Raw genomic sequence first — 23,861 nt, forward strand, 5'->3', positions numbered from 1 at the left:
ATATAGTGCTTTGAAGTAAAGCATATCCAATATAGCTAATTATTGTTCGAAAGCAAACTTGTAAAATTAATAGGCTATTTAAGCACTATTGGGTAGAATGCCGAAATAGACAAGTCTCTTAATTTACATAAATAGTATAGCAAAAGCGTATGACAGATTTTGATTGTGTGGTTATTGGTGGTGGCATGGTTGGTGCATCGAGTGCTTTAGCTTTGGCTGAGCAAGGCCTTAACGTTGCTGTAGTAGAAAAATATCAACCTGGCAGCTTTTCCAGTGAACAAGCATTAGATTTAAGAGTGTCGGCTATCTCACTTGCCTCTCAATATTTACTTGAGCAGCTAGGGGCTTGGCAACATATAAAGCAGTGGCGAGCATGTCCGTATAAACGATTAGGTGTCTGGGAGCAGGAATATGCTTATACCGAATTCGATGCGCTAGATATCGAACAAGACCATTTAGGTCATATTGTTGAAAATCGACTAATACAGTTGGCGTTATGGCAACAGATAAATAGCCACGATAAAGTCAAATTATTTTGCCCTGAGTCTTTAGTTGAGTTATCACAAGATGAGGACAAAGTGACTTTGTTGCTTTGTGATAAAACCATCACAGCAAAGTTAGTTGTTGGTGCAGACGGTGCAAATTCTCATGTACGTAAGCTCATGAATATAGGTGTAACGTCATGGGATTATCAACAATCGGCTATATTGATTAATGTTGAAACGAAAGAGCCGCAACAAGATATCACTTGGCAACAGTTTTTCCCTACGGGTCCGGTAGCGTTTTTACCACTATCAAAGAAGCAATTGAAACCTTCACATGAATTAACTTCGCCAGTAGTGAATGAGCAAAACGATAGCGGATATGCTTCTTTAGTTTGGTATCACCAGCGTGATGAAATAAAGCGCTTAATGACTTTATCAAATGAACAGCTGCAAAAAGAAATTTTAACGACTTTTCCTAAACGGTTAGGCAATATTAATGTTATCGATAAAGGCTCGTTTGAGCTAACTCGTCGTCATGCTAATAGTTATCAGAATAAGCGTGTGTTAATTATAGGGGATGCGGCACATACAATTAATCCTATGGCAGGACAAGGTGTTAACCTAGGTTTTAAAGATGTGAAAGCGTTGCAGACTGTAATTGCAACGGCCATTGGCGACGGCAAATGCTGGCATGGCGTGAAAGTTTTGGCTCAATATGAGCAAAGTAGGCGTAAAGATAATTTGTTAATGCAAACGGCGATGGATGCATTATATTTAAGTTTTAGTCACCCATCTCCATTAATAAAGTCATTGCGAAATATCAGTTTATTTGCAGTGAATAAAGTACCTGTGGTGAACAGTGTCATTAAAAATAAAGCATTAGCTTATGCCTGTGGTGTTTAGTTAGTAAATAAGAAAACTAATGGTTTAAATAATACTTTGCTTGGCTAGCATCTTCTCTGGCAGCATTAATTGCACATGCCATACGTTGTTTGGGCATTCCGGCTTCCATAAATACAGAGCCGACAGGGTAAAAATAGTGCTCTCGAAAGTAAGTTACTTGCTCTAAAGGGCTATAGATAAAAACTTCATCTAATGCTAATTCTCCAGCAATACGAAACAAGCCTTGCAGTACGACTTTATCAATTGATGCCTGTCGATATTCCATAACTACAGCGATACGACTTATTTGGCCCGTAGATGAAATGCGTCCTGTTGCTATGGGCTCTTGTGATACATCATCACAAACTAGCATATGAAAAGCTGAATGATCATTAACATCAAATTCTATTTTTTTAGGAATGCGTCTCTCACACACAAATACTTTTTCACGAACATCTTTTAATAGCGGGGCGGCTTGTTGCCATTGCACCCTAGATACACTGTATGACATATTCAATAACCATTCTTTTTATGATTTAGGTTAAGGGTTTTAATAGATGCCCTTAACAGACAAAATTATTGGGTAAAACGATAGTCTGAATAGTTATTGTTGTTGCTTTTAATTGTGAAGATCGTACACCTGCTTTCAGCATAGTTAACAGTTGGCTATATATCAACCAAATAGGAAGGTATAAAGGAATAAAAGTGAAGAAAATAAAAAAGAAGGCCTAAGCCTTCTTTTTATGGTCAGTTAATTGTAACTTGAGCTTAATCTAATTCATCAATAAATGAGACAGCACGGCCAATATAGCTAGCTGGAGTTAATAAACATAACTCAGCTTTGATCGCATCTGATAATTCTAAGTTATTGATAAACTCACGCATTGAATCACCATCAACACGTTTGCCACGAGTCAACTCTTTAAGTTTTTCATAAGGTTTTTCAATACCATATCGACGCATTACTGTTTGTACAGGCTCTGCAAGTACTTCCCAGTTACTGTCTAGTTCTTTAGCTAAATTGGCTTCGTTAACTTCAAGTTTGCTAATGCCTTTTAAAGTAGCTTGGTAAGCAATTAGTGCATGACCAAAACCAACACCTAAATTACGTAATACGGTTGAGTCAGTTAAATCACGTTGCCATCTAGAAATAGGCAACTTTTGTGCTAAATGACTAAATAAGGCATTGGCAATACCTAAGTTACCTTCTGAATTTTCAAAATCAATCGGATTAACTTTATGAGGCATAGTTGATGAGCCAATTTCACCAGCAATAGTTTTTTGCTTGAAGTGACCTAAAGCTATGTAACCCCAGATATCACGGTCAAAATCAATTAAGATAGTATTGAAACGTGCAATAGCATCAAATAATTCAGCAATATAATCATGCGGTTCAATTTGTGTAGTAAAAGCGTTCCAGGTAAGGCCTAAAGAGCTGACAAATTCATCAGCGAATTGATGCCAGTTAACTTCAGGGTACGCACTTAAGTGTGCATTGTAATTACCAACAGCGCCATTAATTTTACCAAGTAACTCAATTTGAGCAATTTGTTCACGTTGGCGCTTTAAGCGAACATATACGTTCGCCATTTCTTTACCTAGTGTACTTGGAGATGCAGGTTGACCATGAGTACGACACATCATTGGTATCGTTTTATATTCAACAGCTAGCGCTTTTATTTGCGCTAAAATCTCGTCCATTACTGGTAAAAGAACGTCTTCACGAGATTCTTTTAACATTAAGCCATGAGACAAGTTGTTGATGTCTTCTGAAGTACAAGCAAAATGAATAAATTCAGTAACTGCATGTAGCTCTGCATTATCAGCAATTTTTTCTTTTAAAAAGTATTCAACCGCTTTTACATCATGATTTGTGGTTGCTTCAATTTTTTTAATTCGTAGGGCATCTTGCTCGCTAAAATTGCTGACAATATTATCTAATACTTGATTTGCAGCATCGCTAAAAGCAGGAACTTCTGCAATTTGCGGCGTAGTACTTAATTTTTGTAACCAACGTACTTCGACAGTGACACGATATTTGGTTAAACCAAATTCACTAAAAATAGGGCGTAAATCACTGGTTTTACTACCGTATCTACCGTCTACTGGAGATATGGCTGTTAACGCTGAAAGTTCCATAGTTAATTCCTAGGTTGAGTATTTTTTAAAAATTTACTTTTGTTGAATAAGTTACTTACATTGTGCTTAATAGTTGTTTTGCGGTATTGACTAGCTTGGATCTAGCAAATAAAACTGATCGACGTTTTCCGCCCACTTGGCGCCATAACACTGCTGATCTAATCCCTGCTAATAATAGAGCTCTTATTTTATGTTGGTTCGCCGGCTGCTTCAATATACTTGGCTCACCGGTTACCTGAATGCGCGCACCTAAAGGGCTAATAATATCACTATAGATACTGGCAAAACTTGAGATGAGTGTATCGCTAGTGATTTCGTAATGTTCAAGTTGTCGTTTGCTTGCTTCAATACGTTCACCTAGTAGAGATAATTGTTTAGGTTGTTTAACTAAACGACGCTCTAGATTTATCAAACTGATTATATAGCGAGTTAGTTCAGGGTCTTTGGCTTTCTCTTTATTTGATGAGCTGTCGCCTAAGTGACTAACTAGTAACTCAAGCCCTTGCTTTATATTGCTAATATCACCCCCGTAAACGGCTAAGGTATTTTCTGGAGACGTTTGGGTGATACTTGTTAATAAAGTGGCTAAACTATCATTTTCTTGTTCATGTGCCGTGTTCCCATGACGAGAAACTTGTTGAACAAGGTGTGCCACTTGGCAAATAGCGGCAAAAGTTATTGTTTGATCTTTCATTCTTACTCTAAAGTGCTTGGTGACAATATTCATTTATCGTCATATGGTAATGAGAAATGCTATCAATGCATTAACGAATCAGGCTATTTATTATGCCGCCGCCTAGGCAGATATCATTTTGATAAAAAACTACCGATTGACCTGGAGTTACAGAGCTTTGTGGCTCTTCAAATGATATTTGATATTCTGGAGTTTCTGAATCACTATTAAGACGCGTAACAATACAAGCAACATCTTCTTGGCGATAGCGAGTTTTTACTGTGCAGCTTAACGGCTCAGATAACTCTTGTCGGTTAACCCAATGTAATTGATTAGCAATTAACCCTTTTGAAAATAGGCGAGGGTGGTTATGACCTTGACCTACTATCAGTACATTACGTAATAAATCTTTTTCTACCACGTACCAAGGCTCTTCACCTGCATTGGCTAAACCACCAATTCGTAAACCTTTACGTTGCCCTAATGTGTGGTACATTAAGCCATCATGATGGCCCACTGCTTCTCCTTCAGCAGATTCAATAATACCGGGTTGTGCTGGTAAATATTGTCCTAAGAAGTCTTTAAACTTACGTTCACCGATAAAGCAAATACCAGTACTGTCTTTTTTATTATGGGTAATAAGGTCTGCCTGCTCTGCAATAGCACGTACTTCAGGCTTTTCAATATGACCAACAGGGAATAGGGTTTGACCTAACTGCTTTTCATCTAATGTATAAAGAAAGTAGCTTTGGTCTTTGTTACTATCTAGACCACGGATCATTTTCCATTGACCATCTCGGTATTCTCTTTGTACATAATGCCCTGTGGCAATGTAATCAGCACCAAGATCTTCACAAGCAAACTCTAAAAAGGCCTTAAATTTAATTTCTTTATTGCACATGATATCAGGGTTAGGTGTTCTACCTGCTTTGTATTCAGCTAAAAAATACTTGAAAACATTATCCCAATATTCAGTAGCAAAGTTTATTGTGTGTAATTTTATATTTAATTTGTCACAAATAGCTTGAGCATCTTCTAAATCAGTAGCGGCGGCACAATATTCATCTGTATCATCTTCTTCCCAGTTTTTCATGAACAAACCTTCTACTTGATAACCTTGTTCTTTTAGTAAAAAAGCAGAAACAGAAGAATCGACACCACCTGACATACCAACAATGACTTTTGTGTCTTGTGGTAAAGCATGCTCTGTGGTTTTTGATGAATTTGTTGAGTTAGACATTGAAATAATTGTGCTAATTAAAAAGGCGCAAAATTATAGCATGTCTATAATCTCGGTTAAATACCTAGTAATTATTTACTCAATATTTACGTTATAACATATAGATTATGCCAAAGTGCTTTCTTCATACGAGGATAGGAAAAAACCTTAATCTGTTCCTATACTAAAAGTGTCGTTGAAGTATTCAACATTGTAAAACTTTAAATAGTGGGTAGGTAAGTGAGGGATCAAGTTGTACCCAAATTTAGGATGTTTCATTCAAATTTAGCATTGTTATCATAGTTTCGCAGTCTGTAGTTTTAACAATAGGCTTCAATTCCACTACATGTGTATTACATAACATGTGGGATAAGGTATGGTTAGCAAGGATGCATTTAGAAAAAATATTTTCAAATATCAGGTTTATGTCACTCTATGTGGTTTCGCAAGTGTAGGGCCATTATGTAACCTGTTTTACCTTTCCGCTGACATTACCTTTCGTCAATTAAGCTTAATTGAAGTCGCAAGTCTTATAGTGATACTACTATTTGAAGTCCCATCTGGTGCGCTAGCAGATATGATAGGTCGTAAAAAAAGTATTGTTATAGGTTGTGTTCTTATGGGCGTAGAGCTCATTTTAATTGCTGCTGGCTTTAATTATCAAATATTTATACTAGCAGCTTTTATAGGTGGTATAGGAATTTGCTTAGAGTCGGGAGCAGATGACGCATTACTTTATGATTCCCTTAAGAAGCTAAATCGTGAAGATGAATTTGAGAAATACCTTGGTCAAAGTAATGCGTTATTTAAAGTCAGTGCTAGTGTCGCCGGTGTTTTATATAGCTACTGCTATAGTATCGATCCAAGTATCATCTTCTACCTTTCGGGCGGTATCTTTTTATTTCTCTCTGGTTATATATTAACAGCGCAAGAAACATTAGATGCAAACCCTAAAGAACAACTCAATGTTAATTACTTAACTCAATTTCACTCATTAATACAAAGAAGCTTTCAGCAAATTGCTAATAATAAAATGCTACTTTGGATGCTACTTTTTACTGGTATTCTAGCTGGTGCAATTAGAGCACACACCGCGATAATTCGACCTGCATTTTTGGAAAATATTCTGCCAGACATCTCATACTTGGGCGCTGTTATGGCTGCTGGGATGATAATCAGTAGCTTTATCAGTTGGAATGCAGATAAATTAAGTCGATTTTGGTCTGATAATACTGTGCTAATGGCCTTTATAGGTATTGCCAGTATCGCCTTTATTGGAATAGGGTTTGCTGAAGGTCTCACAAGCATCTGCTTTATTTTTATTTTGGTAATGTTAAATGCTTATAAAGCTATTTACTTAAGCCGTTTTTGGCATAGTCATTTCACTGATAGAGAGCGTGTGACTTTATCATCGATACAACAAGCCTTTCATTCATTGTTAGGGATGTTTATTTTGGTGGGTTTAGGAGATGTGACAGATAAGATAGGTATGCAGGAATCGTCGTTGATATTAGGCTTTTTTATTCTCTTATTTGCTTTTATATTGTTTGTTGTAAAGCCTGAGCAACCAATAGCAGCTAGAAATATTCCTAGCCAGCTCAATTAGTATTGTTAAATATATTAAGGCTAGCTATTTTTATTCTCATCTGATTTTATTAGTTTATACGAGCCATTATCAATATCATTGATTGTCCATTGGCCAATTGCATAGCGTATCAACCGAAGAGTAGGGAAGCCGATATTGGCAGTCATCCTACGAACTTGTCTGTTTCTACCTTCAGTTATTTTTATTTCAAGCCATGTAGTAGGAATATTAGCGCGCTCTCTAATGGGAGGGACACGTGGCCAGACTGATGGGTTTGGTAACAGTTTAACTTTTGCCGGTAAAGTCATACCATCTTTAAGCATGACACCGCGCCGTAATTTATCTAAATCATTATCAATTGGCTCACCTTCAACTTGAACCCAGTAAGTTTTAGTGGTTTTCTTTTTGGGATGAGCAATTTTGTGTTGTAGTTGCCCATCATTAGTTAATAACAATAATCCTTCACTATCTCTATCTAATCGACCAGCAGCGTAAACATCCTTTATTGGTATATAATCTTTCAAGGTTTTTCGGTTTTCTTGATCTGTAAATTGGCACAGAACATCGAAAGGTTTATTAAAAAGTAATATTTTTTGAATATTTATTACTGGTCGTACCTTTGGGTTGGGTTTTGCTCTATGTCTTATACTGCCTTTGCTGTGCTTCATTACTGCCTTAGTTTATATACTATATGCCGAATTGTGCTTATGTTCTGCTATTTAAATAAGCATGGAATTCCTATATTATATCGCGCGAAAAATGAATGTTAAATAACGAATGTTAAATAACCATAGATTAAGTGGCTAGTTTACTTAATCTGTTATAGCGAGTTAAATTCAGCGTAAATATGTACGCTAATCAAATATCAATTAAAGTAGGACGCTCATGAGCACAGACACCTCTAAAATAATTTATACCATTACCGATGAAGCCCCAGCGCTAGCAACTTATTCTTTATTACCTATTATCCAAGCTTATACTGCATCTTCTGGTATTAATGTTGAAACCCGCGATATTTCATTAGCAGGTCGTATATTAGCTAATTTCCCTAAATATTTAACCAAAGAACAACGCATTGATGATGCATTAGCAGAGCTAGGTGACATGGTTACTAGCCCTGATGCTAACATTATTAAGTTACCTAATATTAGTGCTTCTGTACCTCAGTTACAGGCCGTAATTAAAGAATTACAAGGTAAAGGGTATGATTTACCTAACTACCCTGAAGAGCCTCAAAATGAAGCTGAAAAATCGATTAAATATACTTACGATAAAATTAAAGGTAGTGCGGTAAACCCTGTTTTACGTGAAGGTAACTCTGATCGACGTGCTCCTGCTTCTGTTAAACAGTATGCTCGCAAAAACCCTCACTCTATGGGGAAATGGTCTAGTGGTTCAAAATCTCATATCGCTAGTATGTCTGGTGATGACTTTTATCAGTCTGAACAGTCTACAACGGTTAATTATGCGACCAATGCGAAAATTGAATTTGTCTCACAAGATGGCAATGTAAAAGTATTAAAAGAAAACTTAGCGTTATTAACAGGTGAAATAATTGACTCGTCTGTATTACGTAAAGCGGCATTAGTTGATTTTTATAAGCAATCAATTGAAGACGCGAAAAAAGAAGACGTTTTATTATCGCTTCATTTAAAAGCAACTATGATGAAGGTATCTGATCCTGTGATCTTTGGTTGTGCTGTTGAAGTATTTTATGCAGACGTATTCGAAAAGCACAGTGAAATTTTTGAACAGCTTGGCGTAGATGCTAACAATGGTATTGGTGATGTTTATAGTAAAATCTCTCGTTTACCAAGTGATAAGAAAGCTGAAATTGAAGCCGACTTAGCTGAAGTTTTTGCAAATCGTCCTGAGCTTGCCATGGTTGATTCTGATAAAGGTATCACCAACCTTCACGTACCTAGTGATGTTATCGTTGATGCTTCAATGCCAGCAATGCTTCGCTCTTCAGGTCAAATGTGGGGACCAGATGGGCAATTAAAAGATACTAAAGCAATGATTCCAGATCGTTGTTATGCAGGTATCTACCAAGCCGTTATCGATTTCTGTAAAGAGCATGGAGCTTTTGATCCGACTACAATGGGTACAGTTCCTAACGTTGGTTTAATGGCACAAAAAGCCGAAGAGTATGGTTCTCATGACAAAACATTTGTGATGGATACTGCCGGAACTGTTCGTGTTGTTGATGCACTTGGTACAACGTTACTTGAGCACAATGTCGAAGTGGGTGATTTATGGCGTATGTGTCAAGCAAAAGACTTACCAATTCAAGATTGGGTGAAGCTAGCTGTTACACGTGCTCGTGCTTCTGGTATGCCAGCAGTATTTTGGTTAGATGAAAACCGTGCTCACGATAGCCAAATTATCAAGAAAGTTAATGCTTATTTAGCTATTCATGATACTGAAGGTTTAGATATTCAAATTTTAGCGCCAGTTGAAGCGTGTAAATTTTCATTAGCAAGAATTGCGAAAGGTGAAGATACAATTTCAGTAACCGGTAATGTATTACGTGATTACTTAACTGATTTATTCCCAATTTTAGAATTAGGTACTAGTGCTAAAATGCTATCAATTGTGCCATTAATGAATGGCGGTGGCTTATTTGAAACTGGTGCCGGTGGTTCAGCACCTAAGCACGTTCAGCAGTTTGAAAAAGAAAACCACTTACGTTGGGATTCATTAGGTGAATTTTTAGCACTTGCCGCTTCTTTAGAACATTTAAGTGTGACAACAGGCAATGCTAAAGCTCAAGTATTAGCTGATACTTTAGATCAAGCTACAGGTGAGTTTTTAGATAGCAACAAATCACCATCACGTAAAGTGGGTGAGCTAGATAACCGTGGTAGCCATTTCTACTTGGCCATGTATTGGGCTAAAGCGCTAGCAGAGCAATCAGTTGATAGCGAGCTTAAAACTACTTTTACTGGTGTAGCTCAAGCATTCACTAAACAAGAATCAAAAATTGTTAATGAATTAAATGATGCACAAGGTGTAGCCATGGATATTGATGGTTATTACTTTGCTGATACCGCTAAAGCGGAAAAAGGCATGCGTCCAAGCGAAACATTAAACACTATTTTATCTGCTTTACTATAGTATTTAACGTATTGATTGCAGAGAGCTAAACTGAAAAGTTTAGCTCTTTTTTTTTGGAATTTTTTTATCATTCAGATATTTTATGTTCAATATCACAAATAAGTGATTAGTGTAATTGCTCTTTTTCATCTACTTTAGTTAAAAAGCAGCTACACTTTATATAGCTATATTTTAGAATAACAATATTAATATATAATATTGATTGATTTATCGTGTTGTTTCTTTTATAAATTTCATAAGCATTGCTCGATGCTTATTCTTCCAATTAGGAGTGTACTTTATGACAAGTAAAATCTCGATCCCCAGCTCAGGTGGAAAAATCACCGTTTCCAATGGAAAATTATTAGTACCCAATAACCCGATCATTCCCTTTATTGAAGGTGATGGTATTGGTATTGATGTAACACCACCTATGATCAAAGTAGTTAATGCTGCTGTTGAAAAAGCTTATCAAGGCGACAAAGAGATTGTCTGGATGGAAGTGTATGCTGGAGAGAAAGCGACACAAGTGTATGATTCAGAAACCTGGCTTCCTGATGAAACACTAGAAATGTTTAAAGAATATAAAGTAGGTATCAAAGGACCTTTAACGACCCCTGTTGGTGGTGGTATGCGCTCTTTAAATGTTGCTTTAAGACAAATACTTGATTTGTATGTTTGTCAACGCCCTGTGCAATGGTTTACTGGAGTTCCAAGTCCAGTTAAAAAACCATGCGAAGTAGATATGGTTATCTTTCGTGAAAATACCGAAGATATTTATGCCGGTATTGAATATCAAGCAGGCAGCGATGATGCTGAGAAATTAATATCATTTCTATCGCAGGAAATGGGGGTGACTAAAATACGTTTTACCGAAGATTGTGGTATAGGTATTAAACCGGTATCCAAAGAGGGAACACAACGTTTAGTTCGTCAAGCTATTCAATATGCCATTGACAATAATAGAGACTCAGTGACGCTTGTTCATAAAGGCAATATTATGAAATTCACTGAAGGTGCTTTTAAAGATTGGGGTTACGAATTAGCTTGTGAAGAATTTGGAGCACAATTACTTGATGGCGGCCCTTGGTGTAGCTTGAAAAACCCAAATACAGGTAAAGAAATCATTATTAAGGATGTTATTGCTGATGCAATGCTGCAGCAGGTTCTATTACGCCCAGCAGAGTATAGCGTTATTGCAACCTTAAATTTAAATGGTGATTATTTATCTGATGCGTTAGCTGCTCAAGTAGGTGGTATTGGTATTGCTCCTGGAGCAAACCTAAGTGATGAAGTTGCTATTTTTGAAGCCACTCATGGAACTGCACCTAAATATGCGGGTAAAAATAAAGTTAACCCAGGATCAGTTATTTTATCTGCTGAAATGATGCTAAGACATATGGGCTGGACAGAAGCTGCCGACTTGTTATTAAAAGGAATGTCGGGTGCGATTGGAGCTAAAACAGTTACTTATGACTTTGAGCGCTTAATGGATGATGCGACATTAGTAACTTGTTCACAGTTTGGTGATTGTATTATCGAGCATATGTAGTAACACTAAAAGCTATATTATTGACACAAAAAACACAGCATATGCTGTGTTTTTTATTTATTGTCTTGTTTTAGTTATGCAAAGTTATTTAAAAATATAAAATTTACTCAACACATGAGTGATTAAATGTTTTAGCGATAACTATTTATAAAGACTAATCTATTTCAGAATCTGATGGTTTTATACTTGCCGCATGATGTCCTTTAGGTCCTTCATTTAACTCATAATTTACATCTTGTCCGGCTTTTAATGTTCTATAACCATCCATCTCAATTGTTGAGTAATGAGCAAATATATCTTCACCACCACTATCAGGACGAATAAAACCAAAACCCTTTGCATTATTAAACCATTTAACTGTACCGTGAGCCATACTTCTACTTCCTTCTATATCCTTCAGTATTTTTGCTGTGATTAGCCTATTTCTTTTGTTATTTTAGTATCAGTCAAAATAAATATATAATTAGGCATTCACAATCAATCATGCGGCTAAAAAATAGCCACTTATTGAATCGTAGATAAAATAATAAATTAGTCAAGTGAAATTAGATAAAAATTATCACTTTTTTAAGATTTATTGAGAAAAAAGTTACAGCAAAAGTTAGCCGTAGAGACTAAGATAAATATATGAGTAATTGGAAAGAGTTATTTGACAGCCAAGAGCTTGTCGAAGAAGATGTTAAAGAAAAAGTAGAAAAACCACCGAAATATCATGTTTTTTTACTGAATGATGATTATACACCGATGGATTTTGTTGTTGAGGTATTGTGTCGATTTTTTAATAAAAGTTCTGAGCAAGCTACCGACATAATGTTAACAATACATTATAAAGGTAAAGCACTTTGTGGCACATTTACTGCAGATATTGCAGAAACAAAAGTTGATCATGTTCTTCGCTTTGCGTTAGAAAACGAGCATCCTTTAAAATGTGTATTAGAAAAAGCGTAAATGATTTTATCACTAGAAATAAAGAAAAGTTCGCAAGGATTTGATTTGGAGTACCTATGCTTAATAAAGACTTAGAAATTTCACTAAACTTAGCTTTTCGTCAAGCCAAAGAATCCCGTCATGAATTTATGACTGTTGAGCACCTATTATTAGCGCTTTTAGATAACCCTTCTGCTGTAGAAGCTCTAGGAGCGTGTGGTGCTGATTTAGTTAAGCTTAAAAAGAGCTTACTAGACTTCATTCAAGAAACTACGCCGGTGATCCCCGCTGATGAAGATGAACGAGAAACACAACCCACGTTAGGGTTTCAACGTGTATTACAGCGAGCAGTCTTTCACGTACAGTCTTCAGGAAAAAGTGAAGTTAATGGCTCTAATGTCTTGGTTGCTATTTATAGTGAACAAGAATCACAAGCGGCATATATTCTAAAAAAATCTGATATTAGTCGCCTTGATATTGTTAACTTTATTTCTCATGGCATCGCTAAAATTGATTCACCAAATAGTGATTCAGCTATTGAAGAAGGTGAGCGAGTTACTGAAGAAGAGCCGCGCACGATAGAAAACTTTTCGGTTAACCTTAATGAAGAAGCGGCTAAAGGGAATATTGATCCCCTTATTGGCAGAGATACCGAATTAGAAAGAACGTTACAAGTGCTTAGTCGCCGCCGTAAAAATAACCCTCTTTTCGTCGGCGAAGCCGGCGTGGGTAAAACTGCTATTGCTGAAGGTTTAGCAAACCTAATTGTTAATGATGATGTCCCCGAGTTCTTAAAGGATACAACAATTTATGCATTAGATATGGGAGCATTGTTAGCCGGTACAAAATATAGAGGTGACTTTGAAAAACGCTTCAAAGGTTTGTTAAAAGAGCTTGAAGCTGATGCTAACGCAATACTATTTATCGATGAAATTCATACTATTATTGGTGCAGGGGCTGCATCGGGTGGTATGTTAGATGCTTCAAATCTAATTAAGCCATTGTTGTCAGCAGGTAAATTGCGTTGTCTTGGCTCTACAACTTATCAGGAATATCAAAGTATTTTTGAAAAAGATCGAGCATTAGCGAGACGTTTTCAAAAGATAGATATCGTTGAGCCAAGCGTAGAAGATACGACAAAAATTTTACAAGGCTTAAAAGAAAAGTACGAATCACATCATGGTATTAGATACACTAATGCCGCATTGCGTGCTGCCGCTCAACTATCAGCTAAATATATTAATGAACGTTTCTTACCCGATAAAGCGATTGACGTTATTGATGAAGCAGGTGCAAAGCAACAATTAATCGTTGCATCTAAACGCAAAAAAACGATAAGTAATACCGATATTGAGTCGATAGTGGCAAAAATGGCTCGTATACCGGAAAAATCAGTATCCTTAACGGAAAAAGATAGCCTGAAAAACCTTGACCGTAACTTAAAGCTTGTTGTGTTTGGTCAAGATAATGCTATCGAAAAGTTAACATCGGTAATTCGATTATCTCGTGCAGGTTTGGGCAGTGAAGAGAAACCTGTCGGTTCATTCTTATTTGCCGGTCCTACAGGGGTTGGTAAAACAGAAATAACGCAACAGCTATCTAAAATTTTAGGTGTAGAATTACTGCGTTACGATATGTCTGAATACATGGAAAAACATGCTGTAAGTCGATTGATTGGCGCTCCTCCAGGTTATGTTGGTTATGAACAAGGTGGACTACTAACAGATGCTGTATTAAAGCATCCACATGCTGTTGTACTACTTGATGAAATCGAAAAGGCACATGAAGATGTTTATAACATACTTCTACAAGTTATGGATCACGGTACATTAACGGATAATAACGGCCGTAAAGCTGATTTTAGGAATATTATTTTAGTCTTAACCACTAATGCTGGCGTACAGGAAACTGTGCGAAAGTCTATTGGCTTTAAACAGCAAGATCACAGTTTAGATGCGATGACTGAAATCAATAAAGTATTTTCACCTGAGTTTCGAAACCGTCTAGATAATATCGTGTGGTTTAATCACCTTGATAATGATGTTATTCAGCAAGTTGTTGATAAGTTTATTGTTGAATTACAAGCCCAACTTGATGAAAAAGGTGTTTCATTAGAGCTAACACGCGATGCTAAGAAATGGCTTGCAGAGCATGGCTATGATAAAGCGATGGGAGCACGCCCAATGTCTCGATTAATTCAAGAGAAGTTGAAGAAAGAGCTAGCTAATTCGTTATTATTTGGTGAGTTAGTTAATGGTGGTGTTGCTAAAGTGGGTGTTAAGAAAGATCAGTTAGTGATCAGTTATGAAAATAAGAAAGAGTTAATGACTGAAAAGTAGCTGCTATTATTAATTAAATGATAAAGCCTTATTCTTTGATAAGAATAAGGCTTTTTTGTGCCTTATCTAATTGAAAATATAATTAAGAAGAATTAACGATGAAGTTAAATGTACATTTTATAAATGCTTTTACTGATGTCATTTTTAAAGGTAATTCTGCAGCAGTAATTATTATTGATGATTGGTTAAATGATAGTGTTATGCAATCAATTGCCACAGAAAACAACTTATCTGAAACGGCTTTTGTAAAGCAAATTGGAAAAGGAAAATATGCAATACGATGGTTTTCGCCAATAACCGAAATTGATTTTTGCGGACATGCTACCTTAGCCGCATCATATGTCATATTTAATAATATACATACATGTGGAACAATTACATTTTTAGCTGATGCGGTAGGTGAGTTAATCATTACCAAGGAATATGATGGCTACATTAAAATGGATTTCCCAATAGTAAAAGCTGTTGAGATAACTGATTTTCCCGAGCAAATTTTAACTGGTTTATCCTTACCGCCACAAAACGTCTTATTAAGTGAGCAGGCCTATTTTGTTGTTTATAGCTCTGAAGATGATGTTATAAATGTTAAACCAAATAATGAGTTATTAAAACAGTTGGCTCCTTATGATGTGGTTGTTACTGCAATTTCAGAGCAATATGATTTTATTTCACGATACTTTTGGCCGGCAAATGGAGGAGATGAAGATCCTGTAACCGGTTCAATACATGCCGGCTTAGCTCCATATTGGGCTGAGAAACTAAATAAATTAAAACTTACAGCTTTTCAAGCTTCTAAAAGAGGAGGGCAGTTAAGTTGTGAGGTTAAAAATAATAGAGTTTTCATTTCAGGTAAGGCGATACAATATTTAAAGGGAGTGATCACAATATAAGTATGGCTCTATGCTGTAAATTTAAGGCAATAAAAAAGGCTAAGATTTCTCGTAGCCTTTTGTACTTACCTAAGTAATGTGGCTTCTAGCTCTTAATGGAAGGGGGCTTGGAAAACCAATCAGCGACACATGCTTATATTAGAGAGTACAGTCCATCGCTCTTTATAAAGGAAAAGCGTGAATTTAAGGCAATAAAAAAGGCTACGATTTCTCGTAGCCTTTCGTACTTACCTAGGTAATGTGGCTCCCCAAACTGGGCTTGAACCAGTGACACATGGATTAACAGTCCATCGCTCTACCAACTGAGCTATTGGGGAATAAACTTTTTATACTTCAGTTTATTAGTGAAGTTTAATGTGGCTCCCCAAACTGGGCTTGAACCAGTGACACATGGATTAACAGTCCATCGCTCTACCAACTGAGCTATTGGGGAATTGCTTTTCTTTCGATTAGCGTGTTAACCAACTTGGCTAACGGGGCGGAATATTAAAGACCTGTTGTCAAAGTGTCAACACAAAAATTAAGAAAAAATCATTTATTCGTTCGTTTGCTTAAATTGCGTTCACTAATGTCAGTTTATCGTCGTTTGTTGATAGTTTTCTAAACACTGTTTATCTATGCGTAATAAAAGAGATTATTATTTTAGTTATCCACTAAAGTTGTGGATAACTATGTTAGTTAATTTGTAAGAACACGTTACATAATTGGTTTATATAGCCTGCAAGCAAGTCAATAGATAAAACAATAAATATTATAAGTTAATATAATCAATTACTTACAGTTGTCTTGGTGTTTTTTTAATACTTTAGTTTGATTTTTAACCATAAGGATATTTACAGCCATTTACTGTGCATTTCTTTTAGTTTTGATTACAATGTATACCTCTAGCAATTAAGCTAATTGACAATAAGCCTTAAACAAACTTTAATGACGTCTAACAATATAACAAACAATAAGAATCAGCCGGTTAATTTACTAAAAGATCCTGTTGCACCAACACTTAAGCGAATGACCATTCCGATGATATACGGCATGATCTTATTAATGACGTTCAACTTAATTGATACATTTTTTGTTAGTATGTTGGGAACTCAACCTTTAGCGGCGATAAGTTTTACTTTTCCTGTCACTTTTACTGTTATTAGTTTAATGATTGGTTTAGGTATAGGCACATCTGCTGTGATAGCTAAATATCTAGGCCATGACGACCATGATTCAGCTAAGGACTCCGCAACCACGGCTTTATATTTATCTGCTATTGTCGTTGTTACCATCTCTTTTATAGGTTACTTGTTCACCGATCAGCTATTTACATTACTTGGTGCACAAGCCTCGTTGTTGCCTTTAATTCATCAATACATGGATATTTGGTACTTAGGTAGTGTATGCCTTATAGGACCTATGATAGGTAATGCTATTTTACGGGCTTCTGGAGATACGAAAACACCCAGTATCATTATGGGAAGTGCTGGACTTATTAATGCGGTACTTGATCCTATTTTTATATTTGGCTTTGGCCCCATCCCTGAAATGGGTTTAAAAGGCGCTGCCATTGCTACGTTGATATCATGGTTATTTGGTTTTGGCTTAGTGCTGATAATATTGACTAAGCAAAAAAATCTAATCCATACGACATTATTACCGTTAAAAACCATTATCTTATCCTGCAGAAGTATTTTAAAAATAGGCTTACCTGCCGCAGGTGCTAATATGTTAACGCCTATTGCTGCGGCGATTATGACCGCAATAGTGGCAAGGTATGGCGAACATGCCGTTGCAGGCTTTGGGGTTGGTTCAAGAATAGAATCTATTGCTTCATTAGTTGTGCTAGCTTTGTCAATGACACTGCCGCCTTTTATTAGTCAAAATTTTGGTGCTGGCAATATGAAAAGGGTAGAAGATGCCTTTAAAACGTCGGTGAAATTTGTTTTATTTTGGCAAGTTTTAATCTACGGGGTTTTAATCATTGCGGCTCCTTGGATCTCTTTAGCTTTCGCAAAAGAACAAGCAGTAGCTGAAATTATCACCTTATTTATTTGGATATTACCTTTAGGTTATGGCTTTCAGGGGATTGTAATATTAACCAACTCTTCATTTAATGCCTTGCATAAGCCGATGGTTGCTTTAATGCTAAGCATTATTCGACTTTTCGTCTGCTATGTTCCTCTCTCATATATTGGAAGTTACTTCTGGGGTTTACATGGATTTTTTGTAGGTGCTTTACTAGGAAATGTGTTGATGGCAGCAATTTCTTATCGTTTGTTTAGTAAGCAGTTTACTCATGGTGAGTTCAAGATACAGGAGCAAATCTCTTGAAAGCATTAACACTTGAATCAAACTATACACCTAGTGGTGATCAGCCCACGGCTATTGCACAGTTACTAGATGGCATAGACTCCGGGTTGGCGCATCAAACATTATTAGGGGTTACAGGATCAGGTAAAACTTTTACTGTCGCGAATGTTATTGAAAAATTAAATCGTCCCACCATGATGTTAGCGCCCAATAAAACATTGGCCGCACAACTTTACGGTGAAATGAAAGAATTCTTCCCAAATAATGCCGTTGAATATTTTGTTTCTTATTATGACTACTATCAACCTGAAGCCTACGTACCGACAACGGATACATTTATTGAAAAAGATGCTTCAGTTAATGAACACATAGAGCAAATGCGACTGTCTGCCACTAAAGCACTGCTTGAGCGTCGTGATGTCATTATTATCGCTTCAGTTTCCGCAATATATGGTTTAGGAGATCCAGATTCGTATTTGAAAATGATGTTACACATTAGTGTTGGCGATATTATAAATCAACGTGATATTTTACGCCGTTTAGCTGAATTGCAATACACTCGTAATGATGTGGCATTTTCTCGTGCCACCTATAGGGTTAGAGGGGATGTCATCGATATTTTCCCTGCTGAGTCGGATCGTTTAGCACTACGCGTTGAATTATTTGATGAAGAAATTGAAAGAATTAGTCAGTTTGACCCATTAACAGGGCAAGTTGAGCGAACATTAGCCCGAGTAACTGTTTACCCAAAAACACATTATGCGACTCCAAGAGAGAAAATTCTAGCGGCAGTAGAAAATATAAAAATAGAATTAAAAGATCGTTCAGCCTTTCTAAAAGAAAATAACCGCCTAGTAGAAGAGCAAAGAATATCTCAGCGAACACAGTTTGATATTGAAATGATGACAGAGCTGGGTTATTGCTCAGGTATCGAAAATTACTCTCGCTATTTATCAGGACGTGAACAAGGTGAAGCGCCACCAACGTTATTTGATTACCTACCAGATGATGGTTTATTAATTATCGATGAATCACACGTTACTGTGCCACAAATAGGCGCTATGTATAAAGGTGACAGATCACGTAAAGAAAATCTCGTACAGTATGGATTTCGTCTACCATCAGCACTCGATAACAGACCAATGAAGTTTGATGAATTTGAAGCGTTGTCACCACAAACTATCTATGTTTCTGCCACGCCTAGTAATTACGAAATTGAAAAATCGGCAGGAGATATAGCTGAACAAGTTGTGAGACCCACAGGCTTATTGGATCCTGAAATTGAAGTGCGCGGCGTAGAAACACAAGTTGATGATTTATTATCGGAAATAAATAAGCGTCTACCATTGAATGAGCGAGTACTGGCGACTACGTTAACTAAACGCATGGCAGAAGATTTAACTGATTATTTAGATGAACATGGTATTAAAACACGCTATTTACACTCTGATGTTGATACCGTTGAACGTATGGAAATCATTCGTGATTTTCGTTTAGGTAAATTTGATGTATTAATCGGCATTAACCTATTGCGTGAAGGTTTAGATATGCCGGAAGTTTCTCTGGTTGCAATACTCGATGCTGACAAAGAGGGCTTTTTACGCTCTGAGCGCTCTTTAATACAAACAATTGGTCGTGCGGCACGTAATATAAATGGTCGAGCAATCTTATATGCCGATAAAGTGACTAAATCAATGCGCAAAGCGATTGATGAAACTCAGCGTCGCCGAGCTAAGCAGCACCAATATAATATCGATAATGGCATCACACCAAAAGGGGTTATTCGAAAAATAACCGACGTAATGGATACTGGTGGCTTCAGTAAAGGAAAAGAATTAAACAAGGTTGCAGAGCAACAAGCGGGCTACAAAGTGGATGCGCAAGGCGAACTCCACATGATGACCACGAAAGAAATTGATAATGAAATAGAGCGACTAGAAAAAACAATGTATTTGCACGCGCAAAACTTAGAGTTTGAGCAAGCAGCTTCAGTTCGTGATGATATTGCTAAGTTAAGAACTCAGCAATTATCAAGTTAATGTAAATTTATTTAAGCTCTAAAATAGAATAATGACCAAGTATGGTAGCAATTGAGTCACTATTGCAATTACTTAGATGGCTTATATCTTCAATAATTTTATCTTGAATATCTACTGGAAATAATAATAATTGCTCCAAATACAAGTGAGCCTGAGTGTCATTATTCGCGTCTATTAGTTGATTTAAATGCCGAGCATGATGTTTGTACGTTGCACACATAAAAACTATCCTCAAAATTAGTGGATACTTCTTAAGTTTAGTCGAGCCTAGCTTAAAGGTTATATAGTTTTAATCTTAAAAAAATAATCAAAGGAAGATAATATTCTATAGCACTGAAAGTTATTAAAATTCAGTATATTATTCTTCAGGAGAAAAGATAAGATTATTGAAGACTAGATTATTTTCCACAATGAGGACATTTTTGCCCATGATGACCTTGTTTTAATAAGGTGATACTACGTTGTAGATCTTTTGGCTCTATCTCAAGCTTATCCGCTAACTCTTCTAAAGCTTGATATTGTTCTTTATCAATATACCCCGAGGATAATGCATCTTTGATATGAGCATTCAAATTTTTACGACGCTCTCTTAACTCCTCACCAAAACGAGCGGCTAGCATTCCTGCTGGTAATGCCACCAAGCCCACACCAATTAGCATGATAAACGTTGAAATGATTTTTCCAATGGCAGTAACAGGTACTACATCACCATAGCCAACTGTTGTCATGGTCACTACAGCCCACCAGAAAGACTGAATAATACTACCGAAAGCATGTGGTTGAATTTCACCTTCGACTGAGTGCATTAAACTTGCGGCGATAATGATTAAAAACATCATAACCATCATTGCGGCAGTGATGCTTTTTAATTCTTTATTAATAACACTAATAAAGATATTAAAGCCTTTAAAATAGTGGGTTAATTTTAAGAGCCTTAACACTCTTAGTAATCTTAAGGCTCTAAGATCAACAGATAAGAACATTGCGATTATAAAAGGTAATATGGCAATTAAATCAATTAATGCCATAGGTGTCATCATATAGTTTATTCTGGCTTTGCCACTAGATAGGTGTAAATATTTTTCACTTTCTACACAACACCATACGCGTAACAAATATTCAATACAAAATACTGAAAGGGAAATGAGTTCAAATAAAGCAAACTGTTGATGATACAACTGATGATATTCAGCCTCGGATTCGAAAACGGCGGCAATCACATTGGTAATAATTAAAACAATGAGTAAAGTATTAATTAATCTAGCACTTAAGCTTCTTTTGGTTTCGCTTTCTAGCAGTTGATAAGTTTTTGTTCTTAAACTAGTAGAAGTTACTGTATTCTCTAATAAAGGCTCTGACATGATTTCACTGTTTTTAGTTAACGTAAAACTAAGATTATTGTGTATGCGTAAATGCTTAAACTCGCCACTTATTATTCATAAGCAATTGGGTCAGTAACATTATTATCACGAAAAGCCTCTAAACGCTCTTGGCACGCACCACATTTCCCGCAAGCTTTTTCTCGACCATTATAGCAGGTCCAAGTATTACTATAATTTAAACCCATATTAATACCATCAGTTAATATAGCTGTTTTGTTTACATTTAGATAAGGGCTAAAAATCTCAACGCTTTCATAATTGGCGATTTGACAAACATCATTCATTTTTTCTACAAACTCAGGGCGACAATCTGGGTATATCGCATGATCGCCTGAATGAGCACCATAATAAACTTGTGCAGCTTCAACAGAAACGGCATAACCAACAGCTAAAGATATTAAGATCATATTACGGTTAGGCACTATGGTTGATTTCATATTTTCAGCTTCATAATGTCCCTCAGGGATCTCTATATCATCGGTAAGAGAAGAGCCAGCTAACAGCTGGTTTATTGCTGATATATCGATAACTTTATGAGGAATATTTAATGAATTACAAACACTGCTCGCACATTCCAACTCTTTTACATGTCGTTGTCCATAATCAAAAGATAATGCATAGACTTGTTTACCATCTTTTAACGCACGATTAAGTACAGTAAATGAATCCATGCCACCAGAATATATAACAACCACTTTACCTGAAGATTTGTCATTAGCGGATAGTTTTTCTGTCATTATTGAGTCTCTTTAAAAATAATAATACCAATTCGTATAAGAAAATGATCGGTATAAGGTATAATCGATAAACTATATTTTACTCGATTAAACTAACAGGCAAAAGTATAAAGTGAAAACTTGCTCAGATATTAACACCAGATATAAAATCAATGAACTCTTTGAAACTATACAAGGTGAAGGCTCATTTACAGGGCAACCATCAATATTTATTCGCTTACAAGGCTGTCCTGTAGCATGTTCATGGTGTGACACCAAACATACTTGGGATGTATCTCTTGATGATGAAGTCAATCAAGATGTTATGTTTTCAAAAACAGAAGAAACCTCTCAATGGGCTAACATGAGTGTTTCACAGATCTTAAACCTAGTTTCAGCTAAAGGTTTTAAAGCAAAACATATTGTTATCACTGGAGGCGAGCCTTGCATGGTTGATTTAACACCACTTTGCAACGCATTTGAAGAGCAAAATTACAGTACGCAGGTTGAAACTTCGGGTACCTTTGAGATTAATGTCTCAGATAAGTGTTGGGTAACAGTATCCCCCAAAATTAATATGCGCGGTGGCTACGCTATTTTATCCAGTGCTATGAATCGTGCGAATGAAATCAAACATCCTATTGCTACCGAGCAACATGTAGATGATCTAAAATCACTGTTAAAAACCCATAATGTATGTGACACCCCTATCTATTTGCAACCTATTAGTCAAAAAACTCGTGCCACAGAATTAGCAATTCAAACGTGTATTGCAAATAACTGGAGACTATCAGTTCAGGTACATAAATACTTAGGTATTGAGTAATACTATTACAAATTAACTATTTACATTGAAATAAAGATCTAGTTACACTAGTTTGGTTTACGTTATATTAACATTATGTTTTTTTCATTCACGAGATAAGGATAAATGATGATGAGCAAGACTTTTAAAATGGGATTGGTAGCAGCTATGGTAACTCTTGCCGTTGGCTGTCAATCAACAAATGCACCTCAAGTATCTGAAGACGGGATGCAATTAAAGGTAAACAAGCGCTCGACACTTGCGTATAAAAAAGAAGGTGCGAACTTTGCTGAGTACTCTCAGGTAAAGATATTACCTAGCCAAGTTGCTTTTAAGAAAAACTGGCAACGAAACTATAATCGTAATACTGCAAACCTATCAACGAGAATAAAAGACGAAGATGTATTACGCATTAAAGCAGGGGTCGCAGAACTGTTTGATGAAGTATTTAAAGAAGAGTTTGGTAACCATGGTGAAGTGAAGATAGTCGATGAAATCAGTTCAGGGACTCTTATTATGAGACCAGCTATTATCAATTTAGACATCAATGCGCCTGATACTAAACCTGCTGCTAATGTTAAAACTTATGTTCAAGAAACAGGAGAGGCAACATTATTCTTAGAATTATATGATGGAGTTAGTGGTGAAATACTCGCGAGAATCATTGACTCAGAAGTTGTTGGTGATAGAGGGTATACTCAGTGGGCAAATCGCGTCACTAACACTGCGGATGCTAAAAGAACTATACGTAAGTGGGCTAAAAACTTGAGAGAAAGTTATGAGCAAGCTCATAGTAAGCCAGTAAAATAACTTGTATTGAAATTTAGCTTCTTCTAA

At 36.3% G+C, this 23,861-nt stretch carries 20 protein-coding genes and 2 tRNA genes; 11 read left to right on the forward strand and 11 right to left on the reverse strand.

Translation table 11 applies throughout. From position 1 onward, the window contains the following. Nucleotides 1-149: 149 nt before the first annotated feature. Nucleotides 150-1,388: an FAD-dependent oxidoreductase gene (locus AC27IF_RS14385; RefSeq protein ID WP_487055032.1), complete on the forward strand. Its 1,239-nt coding sequence runs from the start codon at nucleotides 150-152 to the stop codon at nucleotides 1,386-1,388. Between the two features lie 16 nt (nucleotides 1,389-1,404). On the opposite strand, the gene AC27IF_RS14390 is transcribed toward AC27IF_RS14385, so the two are convergent. From AC27IF_RS14390 to mnmA, 4 genes are all read right to left on the reverse strand, one after another. Then, nucleotides 1,405-1,878 (reverse strand): GNAT family N-acetyltransferase, encoded by a 474-nt coding sequence (locus AC27IF_RS14390; protein WP_487055033.1) that lies wholly within the window; start codon nucleotides 1,876-1,878, stop codon nucleotides 1,405-1,407. Nucleotides 1,879-2,135: 257 nt separating this feature from the next. Then, nucleotides 2,136-3,506, reverse strand: a complete 1,371-nt coding sequence (gene purB, locus AC27IF_RS14395; protein ID WP_487055034.1) for an adenylosuccinate lyase — start codon at nucleotides 3,504-3,506, stop codon at nucleotides 2,136-2,138. A gap of 55 nt (nucleotides 3,507-3,561) precedes the next feature. Next, on the reverse strand, nucleotides 3,562-4,200 hold the full coding sequence (gene hflD / locus AC27IF_RS14400) for a high frequency lysogenization protein HflD (RefSeq protein WP_487055035.1): 639 nt from the start codon (nucleotides 4,198-4,200) through the stop codon (nucleotides 3,562-3,564). 70 nt (nucleotides 4,201-4,270) lie between these two features. Next, nucleotides 4,271-5,419, reverse strand: a complete 1,149-nt coding sequence (gene mnmA / locus AC27IF_RS14405; protein WP_487055036.1) for a tRNA 2-thiouridine(34) synthase MnmA — start codon at nucleotides 5,417-5,419, stop codon at nucleotides 4,271-4,273. A 355-nt stretch (nucleotides 5,420-5,774) separates the two neighbouring features. Here mnmA and AC27IF_RS14410 point away from each other — a divergent pair, with 355 nt between their 5' ends. Continuing rightward, complete coding sequence (locus AC27IF_RS14410) at nucleotides 5,775-7,004, forward strand: MFS transporter (RefSeq protein ID WP_487055037.1); 1,230 nt, start codon at nucleotides 5,775-5,777, stop codon at nucleotides 7,002-7,004. A 20-nt stretch (nucleotides 7,005-7,024) separates the two neighbouring features. Here the strand turns inward: AC27IF_RS14410 and AC27IF_RS14415 are convergent, their stop codons facing one another. Next, nucleotides 7,025-7,651 carry a pseudouridine synthase gene (locus tag AC27IF_RS14415; protein WP_487055038.1) on the reverse strand — a complete coding sequence of 209 codons (627 nt, stop codon included), beginning with the start codon at nucleotides 7,649-7,651 and terminating at the stop codon, nucleotides 7,025-7,027. 217 nt (nucleotides 7,652-7,868) lie between these two features. Between AC27IF_RS14415 and AC27IF_RS14420 the strand changes: the two genes are divergently transcribed. Both AC27IF_RS14420 and icd read left to right on the forward strand, forming a co-directional pair. Continuing rightward, a complete protein-coding gene (locus tag AC27IF_RS14420) occupies nucleotides 7,869-10,100 on the forward strand; it encodes an NADP-dependent isocitrate dehydrogenase (RefSeq protein WP_487055039.1) in 2,232 nt (743 codons plus the stop codon). Nucleotides 10,101-10,380: 280 nt separating this feature from the next. Further along, nucleotides 10,381-11,631, forward strand: coding sequence for an NADP-dependent isocitrate dehydrogenase (gene icd, locus AC27IF_RS14425; protein ID WP_487055040.1), 1,251 nt, complete (start codon nucleotides 10,381-10,383; stop codon nucleotides 11,629-11,631). A 154-nt stretch (nucleotides 11,632-11,785) separates the two neighbouring features. Here the strand turns inward: icd and cspD are convergent, their stop codons facing one another. Next, a complete protein-coding gene (gene cspD, locus AC27IF_RS14430) occupies nucleotides 11,786-12,004 on the reverse strand; it encodes a cold shock domain-containing protein CspD (RefSeq protein ID WP_487055041.1) in 219 nt (72 codons plus the stop codon). A gap of 254 nt (nucleotides 12,005-12,258) precedes the next feature. Between cspD and clpS the strand changes: the two genes are divergently transcribed. The 3 genes from clpS to AC27IF_RS14445 all read left to right on the forward strand — a co-directional run bounded on the left by clpS (nucleotide 12,259) and on the right by AC27IF_RS14445 (nucleotide 15,787). Then, nucleotides 12,259-12,579: an ATP-dependent Clp protease adapter ClpS gene (clpS, locus tag AC27IF_RS14435; RefSeq protein WP_487055042.1), complete on the forward strand. Its 321-nt coding sequence runs from the start codon at nucleotides 12,259-12,261 to the stop codon at nucleotides 12,577-12,579. A 56-nt stretch (nucleotides 12,580-12,635) separates the two neighbouring features. Continuing rightward, nucleotides 12,636-14,897 carry an ATP-dependent Clp protease ATP-binding subunit ClpA gene (gene clpA, locus AC27IF_RS14440; protein WP_487055043.1) on the forward strand — a complete coding sequence of 754 codons (2,262 nt, stop codon included), beginning with the start codon at nucleotides 12,636-12,638 and terminating at the stop codon, nucleotides 14,895-14,897. Nucleotides 14,898-14,995: 98 nt separating this feature from the next. After that, entirely contained in the window at nucleotides 14,996-15,787 is a 792-nt protein-coding gene (locus AC27IF_RS14445) for a PhzF family phenazine biosynthesis protein (RefSeq protein ID WP_487055044.1), read from the forward strand. A 241-nt stretch (nucleotides 15,788-16,028) separates the two neighbouring features. Here the strand turns inward: AC27IF_RS14445 and AC27IF_RS14450 are convergent. Both AC27IF_RS14450 and AC27IF_RS14455 read right to left on the reverse strand, forming a co-directional pair. Beyond that, a tRNA-Asn gene (locus AC27IF_RS14450) sits at nucleotides 16,029-16,104 on the reverse strand. A 40-nt stretch (nucleotides 16,105-16,144) separates the two neighbouring features. Next, a tRNA-Asn gene (locus AC27IF_RS14455) sits at nucleotides 16,145-16,220 on the reverse strand. Nucleotides 16,221-16,714: 494 nt separating this feature from the next. Between AC27IF_RS14455 and AC27IF_RS14460 the strand changes: the two genes are divergently transcribed. Continuing rightward, nucleotides 16,715-18,103 (forward strand): MATE family efflux transporter, encoded by a 1,389-nt coding sequence (locus AC27IF_RS14460; RefSeq protein ID WP_487055045.1) that lies wholly within the window; start codon nucleotides 16,715-16,717, stop codon nucleotides 18,101-18,103. Further along, nucleotides 18,100-20,121 carry an excinuclease ABC subunit UvrB gene (gene uvrB / locus AC27IF_RS14465; protein WP_487055046.1) on the forward strand — a complete coding sequence of 674 codons (2,022 nt, stop codon included), beginning with the start codon at nucleotides 18,100-18,102 and terminating at the stop codon, nucleotides 20,119-20,121. The genes AC27IF_RS14460 and uvrB overlap by 4 nt, the downstream gene beginning before the upstream one ends. Before the next feature lie 7 nt (nucleotides 20,122-20,128). Here the strand turns inward: uvrB and AC27IF_RS14470 are convergent, their stop codons facing one another. The 3 genes from AC27IF_RS14470 to queC form a co-directional block, all read right to left on the reverse strand. Further along, entirely contained in the window at nucleotides 20,129-20,341 is a 213-nt protein-coding gene (locus AC27IF_RS14470) for a hypothetical protein (RefSeq protein ID WP_487055047.1), read from the reverse strand. A 178-nt stretch (nucleotides 20,342-20,519) separates the two neighbouring features. Further along, on the reverse strand, nucleotides 20,520-21,482 hold the full coding sequence (locus tag AC27IF_RS14475; protein ID WP_487055048.1) for an ion transporter: 963 nt from the start codon (nucleotides 21,480-21,482) through the stop codon (nucleotides 20,520-20,522). 71 nt (nucleotides 21,483-21,553) lie between these two features. Next, nucleotides 21,554-22,240, reverse strand: coding sequence for a 7-cyano-7-deazaguanine synthase QueC (queC, locus tag AC27IF_RS14480; RefSeq protein ID WP_487055049.1), 687 nt, complete (start codon nucleotides 22,238-22,240; stop codon nucleotides 21,554-21,556). Between the two features lie 112 nt (nucleotides 22,241-22,352). On the opposite strand from queC, the gene queE reads away from it, so the two are divergent. Together queE and AC27IF_RS14490 are read left to right on the forward strand one after the other, a co-directional pair. After that, a complete protein-coding gene (queE, locus tag AC27IF_RS14485; RefSeq protein ID WP_487055050.1) occupies nucleotides 22,353-23,045 on the forward strand; it encodes a 7-carboxy-7-deazaguanine synthase QueE in 693 nt (230 codons plus the stop codon). Nucleotides 23,046-23,153: 108 nt separating this feature from the next. Then, nucleotides 23,154-23,834, forward strand: coding sequence for a DUF3313 family protein (locus AC27IF_RS14490; protein WP_487055051.1), 681 nt, complete (start codon nucleotides 23,154-23,156; stop codon nucleotides 23,832-23,834). The last annotated feature ends 27 nt before the right edge of the window (nucleotides 23,835-23,861 follow it).

It is taken from the genome of Colwellia sp. KS18-150 (genome assembly GCF_057551365.1).